Origin of the sequence: Bacillus sp. Pc3 (assembly GCF_000815145.1) — a bacterium.
Classification (GTDB): Bacteria; Bacillota; Bacilli; order Bacillales; family Bacillaceae; genus Bacillus; species Bacillus velezensis.
Genome location: NZ_CP010406.1, coordinates 1,383,145 through 1,399,264, shown reverse-complemented (window position 1 = coordinate 1,399,264; position 16,120 = coordinate 1,383,145). Strand labels below are relative to the sequence as shown.

12 protein-coding genes are annotated in these 16,120 nt (G+C 48.3%); 8 read left to right on the top strand and 4 right to left on the bottom strand.

The genetic code is table 11. The features are described from left to right. Nucleotides 1–22: 22 nt before the first annotated feature. Entirely contained in the window at nt 23–1,597 is a 1,575-nt protein-coding gene (locus SB24_RS06370; protein WP_039252458.1) for an FMN-binding glutamate synthase family protein, read from the bottom strand. A 195-nt stretch (nt 1,598–1,792) separates the two neighbouring features. Between SB24_RS06370 and SB24_RS06360 the strand changes: the two genes are divergently transcribed. From SB24_RS06360 to SB24_RS06340, 5 genes are all read left to right on the top strand, one after another. Beyond that, nucleotides 1,793–2,482 (top strand): heptaprenylglyceryl phosphate synthase, encoded by a 690-nt coding sequence (locus SB24_RS06360; protein ID WP_015416977.1) that lies wholly within the window; start codon nt 1,793–1,795, stop codon nt 2,480–2,482. Nucleotides 2,483–2,539: 57 nt separating this feature from the next. Beyond that, the gene (gene pcrA, locus SB24_RS06355; RefSeq protein ID WP_020955453.1) at nt 2,540–4,759 is read left to right on the top strand and encodes a DNA helicase PcrA; all 2,220 of its coding nucleotides are present in this window, start codon (nt 2,540–2,542) and stop codon (nt 4,757–4,759) included. A 24-nt stretch (nt 4,760–4,783) separates the two neighbouring features. Further along, nucleotides 4,784–6,790 carry an NAD-dependent DNA ligase LigA gene (gene ligA / locus SB24_RS06350; protein WP_039252453.1) on the top strand — a complete coding sequence of 669 codons (2,007 nt, stop codon included), beginning with the start codon at nt 4,784–4,786 and terminating at the stop codon, nt 6,788–6,790. A gap of 15 nt (nt 6,791–6,805) precedes the next feature. After that, entirely contained in the window at nt 6,806–8,002 is a 1,197-nt protein-coding gene (locus SB24_RS06345) for a CamS family sex pheromone protein (RefSeq protein ID WP_015416980.1), read from the top strand. 237 nt (nt 8,003–8,239) lie between these two features. Beyond that, a complete protein-coding gene (locus SB24_RS06340; RefSeq protein WP_039252449.1) occupies nt 8,240–9,235 on the top strand; it encodes a phosphotransferase enzyme family protein in 996 nt (331 codons plus the stop codon). Between the two features lie 37 nt (nt 9,236–9,272). On the opposite strand, the gene SB24_RS06335 is transcribed toward SB24_RS06340, so the two are convergent. After that, nucleotides 9,273–9,905 (bottom strand): MgtC/SapB family protein, encoded by a 633-nt coding sequence (locus SB24_RS06335; RefSeq protein WP_228841468.1) that lies wholly within the window; start codon nt 9,903–9,905, stop codon nt 9,273–9,275. Between the two features lie 180 nt (nt 9,906–10,085). Beyond that, complete coding sequence (gene putP / locus SB24_RS06330; RefSeq protein WP_039252446.1) at nt 10,086–11,564, bottom strand: sodium/proline symporter PutP; 1,479 nt, start codon at nt 11,562–11,564, stop codon at nt 10,086–10,088. Between the two features lie 421 nt (nt 11,565–11,985). Here putP and gatC point away from each other — a divergent pair, with 421 nt between their 5' ends. The 3 genes from gatC to gatB are packed head-to-tail and all read left to right on the top strand — an operon-like array spanning nt 11,986 to nt 15,192. Next, on the top strand, nt 11,986–12,276 hold the full coding sequence (gene gatC, locus SB24_RS06325; protein ID WP_003155732.1) for an Asp-tRNA(Asn)/Glu-tRNA(Gln) amidotransferase subunit GatC: 291 nt from the start codon (nt 11,986–11,988) through the stop codon (nt 12,274–12,276). 14 nt (nt 12,277–12,290) lie between these two features. After that, nucleotides 12,291–13,748: an Asp-tRNA(Asn)/Glu-tRNA(Gln) amidotransferase subunit GatA gene (gene gatA / locus SB24_RS06320; RefSeq protein WP_007408915.1), complete on the top strand. Its 1,458-nt coding sequence runs from the start codon at nt 12,291–12,293 to the stop codon at nt 13,746–13,748. 13 nt (nt 13,749–13,761) lie between these two features. Further along, entirely contained in the window at nt 13,762–15,192 is a 1,431-nt protein-coding gene (gene gatB, locus SB24_RS06315) for an Asp-tRNA(Asn)/Glu-tRNA(Gln) amidotransferase subunit GatB (protein WP_039252442.1), read from the top strand. 62 nt (nt 15,193–15,254) lie between these two features. On the opposite strand, the gene SB24_RS06310 is transcribed toward gatB, so the two are convergent. Beyond that, entirely contained in the window at nt 15,255–16,103 is an 849-nt protein-coding gene (locus tag SB24_RS06310) for a TetR/AcrR family transcriptional regulator (protein WP_039252440.1), read from the bottom strand. Between the last annotated feature and the right edge of the window lie 17 nt (nt 16,104–16,120).

Genomic DNA, 16,120 nt, shown 5'->3' with positions numbered 1-16,120 from the left:
CGATGACGGCAGGCGGTTTTTTTTATGCGTGCTGATTCAAAAGGCCGGGAAGTTCCCTCAGGCTTCCGTCTTCCTCCCGGTATACGATGTGTTCAGCTGAGAAATGAATCGGTGAGCTGATGCCCGCCGCCGCGGCGAGGTGAAACAGCCCTTCACGCAATGAGAGCACGTAGTTGCAGACGCGGTGCTGTTTATCCTCGATACTGAGCGCGCGCTGAAGTTTTGGATCGGTTGTCGCCACTCCGACAGGACAATGATTGGTGTGGCATACTTGAGCGCGGATACAGCCGACTGAAAACATCATTCCCCGGGCAATATTGACAAAATCCGCGCCTAACGCGAGGGCAACGGCAATCTTATCCGGAGTGAGCAGCTTTCCGGATGCGAAAATTTTCAGCTTATTTCTTATCCCGTATGTCTTCAAAAGGCCGTCAACAAGGGGGAGGCCGGTCAGAATCGGCAGGCCGACGGAATCCGCCAGCTCATGGAAAGAAGCTCCCGTTCCCCCTTCACTGCCGTCAATCGTAATAAAGTCGGGAAGTTTGCCTGATGAACTCATACAGGAAATAAGGTCTTCAAGGTCTTTGCGGCTGCCTGGGACAATTTTGATGCCGACCGGTTTTTCACCGACAGTCCTTAATTTCTCAATGAAATCAAGCATGTCCGGAACATTTGAGAACTCGTTGAAGCGATTTGGGCTGTCAATGGATTGTCCGGGCTGCACATTTCTGATGGCGGCAATTTCTTCGGTCACCTTTGAACCGTCAATATGCCCGCCTCTTGCTTTCGCCCCTTGCGCAAGCTTTAATTCAAAAGCTTTAATCTGCACGAGGCGGCTTTTTTTCTTAAATTCTTCCCATGAAAATTCTCCATCTTCAGTGCGCACGCCGAACAGCCCGGGGCCGATTTGGCAGATAATATCCGCGCCGCCTTTCAAGTGATACTCAGACAGGCCGCCTTCGCCTGTATTCATCCATGTGCCGCCGGCCTGGTGCAGCCCTTTTGACAGGGCGGTGATTGCTCGGTCGCCAAGTGAGCCGTAGCTCATCGCTGATTGTCCGATTAACCCTTTCACATAAAACGGCTTCTTGCATGTGTCGCGGCCGATCACTTGAACATCGTCCGGATGCAGGTAATAAGGGTCCGCTTTTGCCTTTTCGCGGTGTTCGCTGCGTTTCAGCAGGTTGTCCTTGTCAATCTTGTATACCATCGTGTCGATCTTCGGCGTCTGATCTGCGCGCAGCTCCTCCCTTTGTTTCGGGAAGAGGGCGTTACGGATATAATAGCCCGGCTGATTGAAATCCCGTTCTGAGCCGAAGCCCATCATTCTGCTCTTATACTTTCCCGACATGACCGTCTGTTCATATTCTCTCCGGGAAAACGGCTGTTCTTCATTATCATTGCTGAATAAATACTGCCGCAGCTCAGGTCCGATTTTTTCAAATATGTAGCGCAGTTTTCCCGCTACGGGATAATTGCGCAGCACTGAATGTTCTTCCTGCTTTTCGTCTCTTATGTATATCCAGAGAAACAATGCGGCGGGAACTAAAATAATAAAAATCAATATACAAATCAGTACGATAATGGCTTGTTCCATTGAGATCAGACTCCTTGTCTTTTTTCTCTTTGACATTCCACATATTGTCTGTTTTCAAACATAGCCGTTTCCCGTCCGGCGGAGCGCAATCTTTTTTTGTGAATCAGGTGAATGACGTCTTTTTCCGTTTTTCCGGGCCAAACGAATTTGTTATAATGTTTAAATGGCAAGAAACGAATGGAGGAACGAAAACGCATGTACGATGTTAACGAGTGGAAGCATGTTTTTAAACTCGATCCGAATAAAGATTTACCGGATGAACAACTGGAACGGCTTTGTGAATCAGGGACTGACGCCATTGTGATCGGAGGAAGCGACAATATCACCGAGGACAATGTGCTGAGACTGATGTCAAAGGTGCGGCGGTTTTTAGTGCCGTGCGTACTTGAGGTGTCGACGATTGATTCCATTGTGCCCGGGTTTGATCTTTATTTCATTCCGAGTGTGCTCAACAGCAAAAAGGCGGACTGGATTGTCGGCATGCATCATCAGGCGATGAAAGAATACGGAGAGCTCATGTCAATGGAGGAAATCGTGACGGAGGGCTACTGCATCGTCAACCCTGATTGTAAGGCGGCCGCTTTGACGGAGGCGGATACACATATAGAAACAGAAGATATTCTCGCCTATGCGCGGGTCGCGGAGCATTTGCTTCATCTCCCGATTTTTTATCTGGAATACAGCGGGATGCTGGCGGACATAGAAACGGTGGAGAAAACGAAGGCTGTGCTGGACAAGTCCGTCCTGTTTTACGGAGGCGGCATTAAAGACGCGGAAACGGCGGAACGGTTCGGCCGTCATGCCGATGTCATCGTTGTCGGAAATGCCGTATATGAAGATTTTGATCAGGCGATTAAAACGGTGGCGGCTGTAAAGACAAAGTAGCCAAGCGGACGAAATTGATTTATGATAGAACATATGTTTGATAGGCGGTGAACGGATATGAATTACATTAGCAATCAATTATTAAGCGGATTAAATCCCGTTCAGCAGGAAGCGGTCAAGACGACGGACGGTCCGCTGCTTCTGATGGCGGGCGCGGGAAGCGGAAAAACACGTGTGCTGACGCACAGAATCGCATACTTAATGGCGGAAAAACACGTGGCGCCATGGAACATTCTGGCGATTACATTTACAAATAAAGCCGCCAGAGAAATGAAGGAGCGGGTAGAGAGCATTCTCGGACCCGGCGCGGATGAAATCTGGATATCCACTTTCCACAGCATGTGCGTGCGGATTCTGCGCAGGGATATTGACAGAATCGGCATCAACCGAAATTTCTCCATTCTTGATACGGCTGATCAGCTTTCCGTTATTAAAGGGATTCTGAAAGAGCGGAATATCGATCCGAAAAAGTTTGATCCGAGAAGTATTTTAGGCTCCATCAGCAGCGCAAAAAACGAGCTGATCGAACCTGAGGAATTCGCAAAATCGGCCGGCGGCTACTACGATCAGGTCACGAGTGACGTGTATACCGATTATCAGAAAAAACTGCTGAAAAACCAATCGCTCGATTTTGATGATTTAATCATGACGACGATTAAGCTTTTCGAGCGTGTGCCGGAAGTGCTTGAGTTTTATCAGCGCAAATTCCAGTACATTCACGTAGACGAGTATCAGGATACGAACAGGGCGCAATACCTCCTTGTGAAGCAGCTTGCGGCCCGCCTTGAAAATATCTGCGTCGTCGGTGACTCCGACCAGTCCATTTACAGATGGCGCGGGGCGGATATCGCGAATATCCTTTCCTTTGAAAAAGATTATCCGAGCGCAAACGTGATTCTGCTCGAGCAAAACTACCGCTCAACAAAGCGGATTCTGCAGGCGGCTAACGAAGTGATCAAAAACAACTCAAACCGCAAGCCGAAAAACCTGTGGACGGAAAATGACGAAGGCATCAAGCTTTCTTATTACAGCGGCGACAATGAATTCGGCGAAGGCCAATTCGTCGCGGGCAAAATTTACGAGCTGCACAGCTCGGGCCGGCGGAAGCTTTCCGATATCGCGATTTTATACCGGACAAACGCCCAGTCGCGCGTCATTGAGGAAACCCTTTTAAAATCCGGACTGAACTACAATATCGTAGGCGGAACCAAGTTCTACGACAGGAAAGAAATTAAAGACATTCTCGCATACCTGCGCCTTGTGTCAAACCCGGACGACGACATCAGTTTTACGCGGATCGTCAATGTGCCGAAGCGGGGCGTCGGCGCCACTTCGCTAGAAAAAATCGCTTCATATGCGGCGATGAACGGAATGTCAATGTTCCAGGCGATCAAACAGGTTGATTTCATTGGCGTCAGCGCGAAAGCGGCAAACGCGCTTGACGGCTTTGGCGCGATGATTGAAAATCTGACGAACATGCAGGATTACCTGTCCATTACGGAACTCACGGAAGAAATTCTCGAGAAAACGGAATACAGAGAAATGCTGAAGGCCGAAAAATCAATCGAAGCCCAAAGCCGCCTTGAAAATATCGACGAGTTTCTTTCCGTGACGAAAAACTTCGAACAAAAAAGCGAAGACAAGTCTCTCGTCGCGTTTCTGACTGATTTGGCGCTGATTGCGGATATTGACCAGCTCGACCAGAAGGAAGAGGAATCAGGCGGAAAGGATGCCGTCACTTTAATGACACTGCACGCCGCTAAGGGGCTTGAATTTCCTGTCGTGTTCTTAATGGGCATGGAAGAAGGCGTGTTCCCGCACAGCCGCTCCCTGATGGAAGAAGCCGAGATGGAAGAAGAACGCAGGCTCGCATATGTAGGCATTACGAGGGCGGAAGAAGAACTGTATTTAACGAATGCCAAAATGCGCACCTTATTCGGCCGCACCAATATGAATCCGGAATCCCGCTTTATCAGGGAAATACCTGGCGATTTATTGGAGAACCTAAATGAGAAGAAAACACCCCGCATGCAGCCGGGAAGAAAAGTGCAGCCGAAACGCGGGCCCGTATCCCGTCCCGTTTCCTATGCGAACAAAACAGGCGGCGACTCGCTCAGCTGGGCGGTCGGCGATAAAGCGGGCCATAAAAAATGGGGCACCGGAACGGTTGTCAGCGTAAAAGGAGAAGGCGAAAGCACCGAGCTTGATATCGCATTCCCGAGCCCAGTCGGCGTGAAGCGTCTGCTTGCCGCTTTTGCGCCGATTGAAAAGCAGTAACCTGAAGAGGAAAGGAAGAACATGATGGACAAAGAAACAGCGAAACACCGGGCAGAAGAATTGCGCCGCACCATCGATCAGTACAGTTATGAATATTACACCTTAGATGAACCGAGCGTGCCGGATTCCGAGTACGACAGACTGATTCAGGAGCTGATTGCCATAGAGGAAGAGCACCCGGAACTCAGAACGCCTGATTCGCCCACACAGCGGGTCGGGGGAGCGGTGCTTGAATCGTTTCAAAAGGTGCAGCACGGCACGCCGATGCTCAGTCTCGGCAACGCATTTAACGATGATGATCTCCGCGATTTTGACCGCCGGGTCCGTCAGGCTGTCGGTGACGGCGTCGCTTATAATGTGGAGCTGAAAATAGACGGTCTTGCTGTTTCTCTCCGTTATGAAGACGGCTATTTCGTCAGAGGCGCGACAAGAGGAGACGGAACGACGGGCGAAGATATCACGGAAAACTTAAAAACGATCCGCAACATTCCGCTGAAAATGAAACGGAATCTTTCCATAGAAGTGCGCGGAGAGGCGTACATGCCGAAACAGTCATTTGAAGCGCTCAATGAAGAAAGGCTGAAACATGAAGAGGAGCCGTTCGCCAATCCCCGGAACGCGGCTGCGGGCTCACTCAGACAGCTCGATCCGAAAATTGCAGCGAAACGAAATCTTGACATCTTCGTCTACAGTATAGCGGAGCTTGACGAGATGGGTGTGGAAACACAGAGTCAGGGCCTGAATTTTCTGGATGAGCTCGGTTTTAAAACAAACCAGGAACGAAAAAAATGCGCCACGATAGATGAAGTCATTGAAATGATCGAAGAGCTGCAGGCGAAGCGGGCCGATCTCCCGTATGAAATTGACGGAATCGTCATCAAAGTCGATTCGCTCGACCAGCAGGAAGAGCTCGGGTATACGGCAAAAAGCCCGCGCTGGGCGATTGCTTATAAATTCCCGGCGGAAGAGGTCGTGACAAAACTGCTCGATATCGAACTGAATGTCGGAAGAACGGGCGTCATTACGCCGACCGCCGTTCTGGAACCGGTAAAAGTCGCGGGAACGACGGTCTCAAGAGCATCCCTTCATAACGAAGATTTAATTAAAGAGAAGGATATCCGCATTCTCGATAAAGTGGTCGTCAAAAAAGCGGGCGACATCATCCCTGAGGTCGTCAATGTCTTAATCGAACAGCGGACCGGGGAAGAAAAAGAATTCAATATGCCGACCAGCTGCCCTGAGTGCGAAAGCGAGCTAGTGCGCATTGAAGGAGAAGTCGCGCTGCGCTGCATCAATCCGGAATGTCCGGCGCAGATCAGAGAAGGCCTGATTCACTTTGTCTCACGCAACGCGATGAATATTGACGGACTCGGAGAACGTGTCATCACACAGCTTTTCCGTGAACATCTCGTCCGTAATGTCGCTGATTTGTATAAGCTGACGAAAGAGCAGGTCATCCGGCTTGAGCGGATGGGGGAAAAATCAACTGACAATCTGATCAGCTCCATCCAAAAGTCGAAAGAGAATTCGCTGGAACGCCTGCTGTTCGGTCTCGGCATCCGTTTTATCGGCTCAAAAGCGGCCAAAACACTCGCCATGCATTTTGAAAGCCTGGAAAATCTGAAACAAGCTACGGAAGAAGAGCTGCTTGCGGTGGATGAAATCGGCGAAAAGATGGCCGATGCCGTTATCACCTATTTCCGCAAAGAAGAAATGCTTGAGCTATTGAATGAACTTGAGAAACTCGGTGTGAACACACTCTACAAAGGCCCGAAAAAAGTAAAAGCGGAGGACAGCGACTCTTATTTTGCCGGCAAAACCATCGTGTTAACCGGAAAGCTTGAAGAGCTGTCCAGAAATGAAGCCAAGGCGCAGATTGAAGCGCTCGGCGGAAAGCTGACGGGATCTGTCAGCAAAAAAACAGACTTGCTGATTGCCGGAGAAGCAGCCGGAAGCAAGCTGACAAAAGCGCAGGAATTAAACATTGAAGTATGGAATGAAGCACAGCTATTGGGAGAGCTAAAGAAATAAGAGGAGTGTTTTCTATTGAAAAAGATGTTGGCATTGGCGGCGACGGCAACGGCGGCAGTACTCATGCTGTCGGCCTGTTCGCCGAGTTTCGGGGGGAACAAAGAGGAAGAGATCACGCAGAAAACGGCAAAGTCTTCTGAAAAAGCGATCATACCGAAATATAATATCTCTGATTCCTACTATAAAATGGTGCTTCCGTTTAAGGCCGGAAAAGCGCGCGGCCTGACCGCGGACCGGCTGAACACGAGGCTGGACATCGATGAATTCGAGACGGGTCTGATGCGGCTCGCTCAAGACACGTTCCCGACGGATGACTATTTGTATCAGGAAGGCCAGTATTTAGATGAGGACACGGTACTCAGCTGGCTTGACCGCAAAAAAGAGGGCAGTGATCTGAAAAAGGCGAAAAAGGCAGACGCCAATTTCCAGAATCTCGGCTTAAATCCCGTGCTGCCAAGCTCGGGATCGGCAAAAGAGAAAAATGAAAACAGCCCGATTTACTTAGCGTCCATGCTTGAGCAGGATTACTTAGTAAGAAAAGATAAAAATTCCATCCAGCTTGGCGGTATCATGATCGGTCTCGCTCTCAACTCTGTATACTATTACCGTGAAAACACAGGTGATCCGCAGCAGGAAGTGGAGCTCAGTGACAAAACGATCCGCAGCCACGGTGAAGAAATCGCCCAGGAAGTCGTTAACCGCCTTCGGAAAATGGATAACCTGAAAAATGTGCCGATTACCGTCGCCCTTTATAAACAAGCGCCGAAAACATCAATCGTACCGGGGAATTACATTGCAAAAACAGAAGTCAAGGCCGGCTCATCCACCATTTCAAACTGGGATGATGTCAAAGAAAAGTACGTCTTCTATCCGGCGGATACAGACACGGCAAAAAAATACCCTGATGATTCCGAAGTATTTAAACGCTTCAAAAACGCCATCGACAGCTACTTCCCGAATTACACCGGAGTCGTCGGAACGGCAATGTACGAAAACGATGAAATGAGAAAAATGAAGATTGAAATCCCGATGCAATTTTACGGGAAAAGCGAAGTCATCGCCTTCACCCAATACTTAACAGGTGAGCTGATGGATTATTATTCAAAAGGCTCAGTTGATGTCGAAATTAACATTACCTCGTCTGACGGGCAGGAAGCGCTGATCGTCCGCAATGCGGGTGACAAAGAACCGACCGTCCATATTTACGATTAACCAGAATGCCCTTGTTCATTTCTGTATGAGCAAGGGTTTTTTTATTGTGAATATCGTTGGAGCGAGGAATGAGGTATGTTAAGATATTTGTATAATCAGGAATTAACAGGAAAACACATTTCATTTCTAAGCGGATGTTACTAATCTGCTGTGAAAAAAGAAGGGCAGGAATGTTGATGAATGACATTTGCTGAGTACACACACCGCCTACAAACGTTATGAAAAGGGTGAATCAGCATGCATAAAGATATTAAAGCGATTTTTGAGGAAGATAAGGTGCTGGCTGAGGCCGGTGAAATATATGGATTTACCAAGTTTCAATTTATTGCGGACGCAGAGAACTACGTATATGAAATTGTGAAAGATAACGAACCGTATATCTTAAAAATTACGCATACGATCAGAAGAACACCGGAATATATTCTCGGAGAAATGGAATGGCTTCATCATCTGGCAAGGGGAGGGCTTTCAGCAGCAAAGCCGATTCCTTCATTAAGTGGCAAAGATGTCGAAGAAGTCCCGGATGGAAAAGGCGGAGCGTTTTTAGTAAGAGTCTATGAAAAAGCGCCCGGACGCAAAGTGGAGGAACCAGACTGGAACGGAACCCTGTTTTACGAGCTTGGAAAGTACACGGGGAACATGCACCGGCTGACGAAAAGCTACCGTCTGAGCGATCCGACATATAAAAGGCAGGAATGGGATGAAGAGGAGCAGCTGAAGCTGAGAAAATACGTACCCGCAGATCAGCATCTCGTATTTGAGCGGGCGGATGCTCTAATGGAAAAACTGCGCCGTTTGCCGAAGAACCCTGAAAACTACGGCCTTGTGCACGCCGATCTGCACCACGGCAATTTCAATTGGGACAACGGAAAAATCACTGCATTTGATTTTGATGATATCGGCTACAATTGGTTTGTGAATGATATCAGTATTCTGCTGTACAACATGTTGTGGTATCCGGTCATCCCGTATGAAGACAAGGCCGCGTTTACGGGTGAATTCATGACTCACTTTATGAAAGGCTACAGGGAAGAAAATGACCTTGATCCCGCCTGGCTTGAACACATCCCGGATTTCCTCCGGCTGCGCCATATGCTGATCTACGGATTATTGCATCAGGCGTTTGACCTCAATGCACTCGGGGACGAGGAACTTGAGATGCTGAAAACCTTCAGGCGCGATATCGAAAATGAAACCCCGATTACGGAGTATAACTTTTCTGCATTCGTATAAATAGAAAAACGCCGGCTGAATCCAGCCCGGCGTTTTTTTATAGCGTATCACACTTCACTCCGACGACACCCTGAATTTCTTTAATATCATAATAGACGTCAGTGGTGTAGCGGTTTTTATGAACACTGACTTTCACTTCCATAATCGGAAATTCTTTTTCACCCAGATCATCAATCCGGACGGAGTGAATGCGGAGCTGTTTGCTTTTCATTTCCTTTAAAATCTCGGTCATTTTGTCTTTATCGGAAAGAGACATTCTCACGCGGATATCTTTTTCCTTCAAGCGGTTGGGACCGATTTTTCTGATCAGCCACGGAAGAAATTCGACACTGATCAGGATAAACAAGAGGCTTGCGAACGCCTCTTTATAAAAGCCGGCGCCTGTAGCCAGACCGAGCCCGGCTGCGCCCCAGATGATAGCCGATGTCGTCAGGCCGGATATGACGTCATTGCTTTTACGCAGGATCACGCCCGCGCCGATAAAACCGACGCCGGAAATGATTTGGGCGGGAAGGCGGAGCGGATCCATCATGATTCGGTAATATTTTGGGAAATGATATGCCGCATTAATGCTGACGATCGTCAGCATACAGGAGCTGACGGCGATGACGATACAGGTTTTCAGTCCGAGCGGTTTGTTTTTCAGCTCGCGTTCAAGACCGATGATCATGCCGATCAGCGTGGCAATGCCCAGCTTTAATAAAATGTCTGGTTCGATAGGCCAGCTCAATTTGCACAGCACCTCCGCAATTTTTCTTATAATAAATTGATATGATTTTCTCACAGTATTTATAGCAGGACAAGTGCGGAAGAAAAAAGCCGTCAGGGATAAAATCTGACGGCTTTTTGTCTATTTCTTGTTTTTCAAAAGAGCTTCCATCCGGCTGAACAGCTGATAAGAAGCATCGGCCGGTTTTTTGGTCAGCAGGCTGACGGCAATACCGGCAATCAGACTGAGGAAGAACCCCGGAATGATTTCGTATACGCCGGTTGAAGCGGCAAGCCCTGTCGTGATCCAGATTAAAACGGCCGCGGCCCCGGTAATCATCGCCGCAAGCGCTCCCCATTCATTCATCCGTTTCCAGTACAGACTGAGCAAGAGCGCCGGGCCGATAGCCGAACCGAAGCCTGCCCACGCATATCCGACCAGATCAAGAATGGTGCTGTTCGGATTCATGGAAAGCAAAATGGCGATAACGGCCACGATCAATACCGACAGGCGTCCGGTCATGACCAATTCTTTATCGCTCGCTTCCCGTCTGAAAAAGGCGCGGTATAAATCTTCCGTAATGGCGCTTGCCGTTACGAGAAGCTGTGAGGAAATGGAACTCATGATCGCCGCTAAAATCGCGGACAGCAAGAAGCCCGTAATCAGCGGATGGAACAAGATTTTAGAAAAAATAATGAAAATCGTTTCCGGATCTTTTACGGAGACCCCGAAGTGATGAGAATACGCAACCCCGATAATCCCGGTCAGCAATGAGCCGACAACTGAAATAAACATCCAGCTCATCCCGATTCTGCGGGCGGGTTTTAAATCTTTCACTTCTTTAATCGCCATAAATCGTACGATGATATGAGGCTGGCCGTAATAGCCGAGTCCCCATGCCAAATAAGAAATAATGCTAATGACGCTCGCGCCTTTAAAGATATCCAATAGTTTCGGGTTAACGGCGTTGATCGAATCAATCGTCGTTGAAACGCTCCCGAGCTGGGTAAAAGCAACGATCGGCACAAGCACTAATGCCGCAAACATGATCGCTCCCTGTACAAAGTCAGTCAGACTGACAGCGAGGAAACCGCCAAACAGCGTGTAAAGCACAACAACACAGGCCGTTAAAAACAAACCGAATTTGTAGTCGGCGCCGAATGCCGATTCAAATAACCTGCCTCCGGATACCATCCCGGACGATGTGTACAGTGTGAAAAAGATCATAATAATCACGGCGGAAACAATTTTCAGCAATGATGACGAGTGGCGGAACCGTTTATCGAAAAAATCGGGAATCGTAATCGCATCATCCGCAACTTCCGTGTAAGCGCGCAGCCTCGGAGCAAGCAGCAGATAATTTGAATACGCGCCGATCGTCAAACCGAGCGCCAGCCATAAGGTCGATAACCCCGTTGCGAACATTGCGCCGGGAACTCCCATCAGCATCCATGCGCTCATATCGGCCGCACCTGCGGACAGCGCCGTTACGAACGGGCCGAGTCCTCTTCCGCCCAGCATGTAATCATTAATATTCGTTGTCTTCCTGAATGCGTACCAGCCGATTAACAGCATGGCAGCAAAGTAAATGCCAAGAGATATAATTAATTCAATACTCACGTTTCTGGACCCTCTCTTCTTTTAAGTAAATGTTGCATCACCTCTGCAGATTAGTAGTGCCGGACTTTTGCGCCGGCGGCAAGCCTTTAGTCATCATGACATGCTGAATGCATGATTTTGTGCAGGCTATGGTTACTAAACCTAACAAAGTATCCCCGATCAATCAACTCTCGAAACCTGGCCCATTCAAGGAAAAAATCCCCGGCAGCATAGAACAGCTTAAAGATGAAAACGCTACCAATAAATTATAAAAGTAAAAATTTTCTGACATATAATTCGTTTCTCTTTCTCCCCGATTTAGGATAAAATAGAGAGGGTTTCATCATGCCTCAGAAGGCGGCGTTTTGTTGCTTTAGAGGGCTCGTTTTTGATATGATCAGTATTATATGACGAAACGGAGAATTATGCGGAGGTGGATCTTATGTCACGAATTTCTATAGAAGAAGTAAAGCATGTCGCTCATTTGGCGAGACTCGCCATTACGGATGAAGAAGCTGAAATGTTCACAGAACAGCTTGACAGCATCATCTCGTTTGCCGAGGAGCTTAATGAAGTGGACACGGATAACGTGGAACCGACAACACACGTGCTGAAAATGAAAAACGTAATGAGAGAAGATGAAGCGGGTAAAGGCCTTCCGGTCGAGGATGTCATGAAAAATGCTCCCGATCATAAAGACGGCTATGTCCGTGTGCCATCTATTCTGGATTAAAGGAGGGAGACAGTATGTCATTATTTGATCACAAAATCACAGAACTGAAACAAATGATACATAAAAAAGAAATCAAGATTTCCGATCTTGTTGATGAATCTTACAAACGGATCGCATCCGTGGATGATAAGGTGCAGGCGTTTTTACAGCTTGATGAAGAAAGAGCCCGCGCTTACGCGAAAGAACTTGACGAAGCGGTTGACGGACGGTCTGAACACGGTCTTCTCTTCGGAATGCCGATCGGCGTCAAGGACAACATCGTGACCAAAGGGCTTCGCACAACATGCTCAAGCAAAATCCTCGAAAACTTCGATCCGATTTACGATGCGACGGTTGTGGAGCGCCTTCAAGCCGCTGAAGCCGTCACGATCGGAAAGCTGAATATGGATGAGTTCGCGATGGGTTCTTCTACTGAAAACTCCGCGTACAAAGCGACGAAAAACCCTTGGAATCTCGATACGGTTCCCGGCGGATCAAGCGGCGGTTCCGCAGCGGCGGTTGCCGCGGGCGAAGTGCCGTTTTCACTCGGATCTGATACGGGCGGCTCCATCCGCCAGCCGGCTTCTTTCTGCGGCGTCGTCGGATTAAAGCCTACATACGGACGCGTGTCGCGTTACGGTTTGGTCGCTTTTGCGTCTTCACTGGACCAGATCGGACCGATCACAAGAACCGTAGAAGATAACGCATTCCTGCTTCAGGCGATTTCAGGCCCGGACAAAATGGACTCTACGAGCGCCAATGTCGAAGTGCCGGACTTTCTTTCTTCATTAACTGGCGATATTAAAGGCTTAAAAATCGCCGTACCGAAAGAATATCTCGGAGAAGGCGTCGGCAAAGAAGCGAAAGAATCGGTTTTAGCCGCTTTAAAAGTGCTTGAAGACCTCGGAGCGACATGGGAAGAAGTATCTCTGCCGCACAGCAAATACGCGCTTGCGACGTATTATCTGCTGTCATCTTCCGAAGCGTCTGCGAACCTTGCGCGCTTTGACGGCATCCGCTACGGATACCGCTCAGACAATGCGGACAACCTGATCGACCTTTATAAACAGACACGCTCAGAAGGCTTCGGCAACGAAGTGAAGCGCCGCATCATGCTCGGGACCTTCGCGCTCAGCTCCGGCTACTATGACGCGTATTACAAAAAAGCGCAAAAAGTGCGCACGCTTATTAAGAAAGATTTTGAAGACGTATTTGAGAAATACGATGTCATCGTCGGACCGACAACGCCGACACCGGCATTCAAAATCGGCGAAAAAACCAGCGATCCGCTCACAATGTACGCCAACGATATTTTAACGATCCCTGTCAACCTCGCGGGTGTGCCGGGAATCAGCGTGCCGTGCGGATTTGCGGACGGACTGCCGCTCGGACTGCAAATCATCGGAAAACACTTCGATGAAGGCACTGTATACCGCGTCGCTCATGCTTTTGAGCAGGCAACAGATCATCATAAAGCGAAACCTGAACTGTAAGGGGTGAAATGAAGTGAACTTTGAAACGGTAATCGGACTTGAAGTCCATGTGGAATTAAAAACAAAATCTAAAATTTTCTCAAGCTCACCGACGCCATTCGGCGCGGAAGCGAATACCCAAACGAGCGTCATCGACCTCGGCTATCCCGGCGTGCTGCCCGTTTTGAACAAAGAAGCGGTCGAATTCGCGATGAAAGCCGCAATGGCTTTGAACTGTGAAATCGCAACGGATACGAAGTTTGACCGGAAAAACTATTTCTATCCCGACAACCCGAAGGCATATCAAATTTCTCAATTTGACAAGCCGATCGGCGAAAACGGCTGGATCGAAATCGAAGTCGGTGGAAAAACGAAAAAAATCGGCATTACCCGTCTTCACCTTGAAGAAGATGCGGGAAAACTGACGCATACGGGCGACGGCTATTCCCTCGTTGACTTCAACCGCCAGGGCACGCCGCTTGTCGAGATTGTATCTGAGCCGGATATCCGCACACCGGAGGAAGCTTACGCATATCTCGAAAAGCTGAAATCAATTATCCAATATACAGGCGTTTCCGACTGTAAAATGGAAGAAGGTTCACTGCGCTGTGACGCCAACATTTCCCTCCGTCCGATCGGCCAGGAGAAATTCGGCACAAAAACGGAGTTGAAAAACCTGAACTCCTTCGCGTTCGTGCAAAAAGGACTTGAGCATGAAGAAAAACGCCAGGAGCAGGTGCTTCTGTCAGGCGGAGTCATTCAGCAGGAGACGCGCCGTTACGATGAAGCGACGAAAAAAACCATTTTGATGCGTGTCAAAGAAGGTTCGGACGACTATCGCTATTTCCCTGAGCCTGACCTTGTCGAGCTCTACATCGATGACGAATGGAAAGAACGCGTAAGAGCAACCATTCCTGAGCTTCCGGACGAGCGCCGCAAGCGTTATATCGAAGAGCTCGGCCTGCCGGCTTATGACGCAATGGTTCTGACGCTGACGAAAGAAATGGCTGACTTCTTCGAAGAAACGGTCAATAAAGGCGCAGAAGCCAAGCAGGCATCAAACTGGCTGATGGGTGAAGTCTCAGCTTACCTGAACGCCGAACAAAAAGAGCTTGAGAATGTCGCACTGACTCCTGAAGGCCTTGCCGGCATGATTAAGCTGATTGAAAAAGGAACCATCTCGTCTAAAATCGCGAAGAAAGTCTTTAAAGAATTAATTGAAAAAGGCGGCGACGCAGAAAAAATCGTCAAAGAAAAAGGCCTCGTGCAGATTTCTGACGAAAGCGTGCTTCTGAAGCTGGTAACAGATGCGCTTGACAGCAACCCGCAGTCAATTGAAGACTTCAAAAACGGAAAAGACCGCGCGATCGGCTTCCTTGTCGGGCAGATTATGAAAGCCTCAAAAGGACAGGCCAACCCGCCGATGGTCAACAAGATCTTACTTGAAGAAATCAAAAAACGATAAAAAAAGCAGCCGCCTGCAAGGGCGCTGCTGACACGGAGACCGGTAAGCGCCGGTCTCTTTTTTTATAAGATGAAATAGGTTTCAATGGAAGCCCGCAGCGTTTCAATCTGCTCATTTCCGCTGCCTGCCAAGTTGGACAGCATTCCTTTAATAATCGGTTTTCGCGGCTCTTCCTTTGCACATTCCTCTTCAATGACTTCAAGCGATACGAGGACGTCCTCAGGCAGCCCCTGCTGTGCTTTTATCTTTTGAATATCCGCAAGCAGTCTTTCTCTGTCCGCCGCGGGCTGAGTGAAGATATCCTCAGGCAGCAGCGGATCGGGATTGTCTCTTATCAGTCCCGTAATCAGATCATCAATTCTGGCAATCAGAAAGGCCGCCACGTTTTCCGTCCGGAATGCCGTATGTTCATTAAAAATCAAGAAATGAATATAGGAGCTCACAATTCCTTGCGCCATAACGGACGCATCCGCTAAAAACGGTGTGACGGCATCTCCGTAAACGGAGAGCAACGCATCCCGGTACAGCATGTTAAATTGAATATTGGCCTCATGAAAATACTGTTTGACCTTTTGATTTTCAGGAATGACCTTTTCGCTCAGCAAGAGGATGATAAAGTCCTTGTGTTCCATAAATTCCTGGAATTGATATGCGATTTGTTTTCGGAATACGTCCTTAGATGGTTTATGCTGATGTTCTGTTTTGATTTTCTTTATTTCTTCCATAGACATGCCGATGTAATACTCACATGCTGACAGCAAAAGGTCTTCTTTTGATTTGAAATGGAGATAGAAGGCTCCTTTTGAAATTCCGCATTCGCCGGCGATTTCCTGAATGGTTGTTGAAGAAAACCCTTTTTTGGCAAATAAATGGATGCCTGTTTTTATGATTTTCTCTTTTTTTTCGTTCATGACGTGCTTCCCCTTAA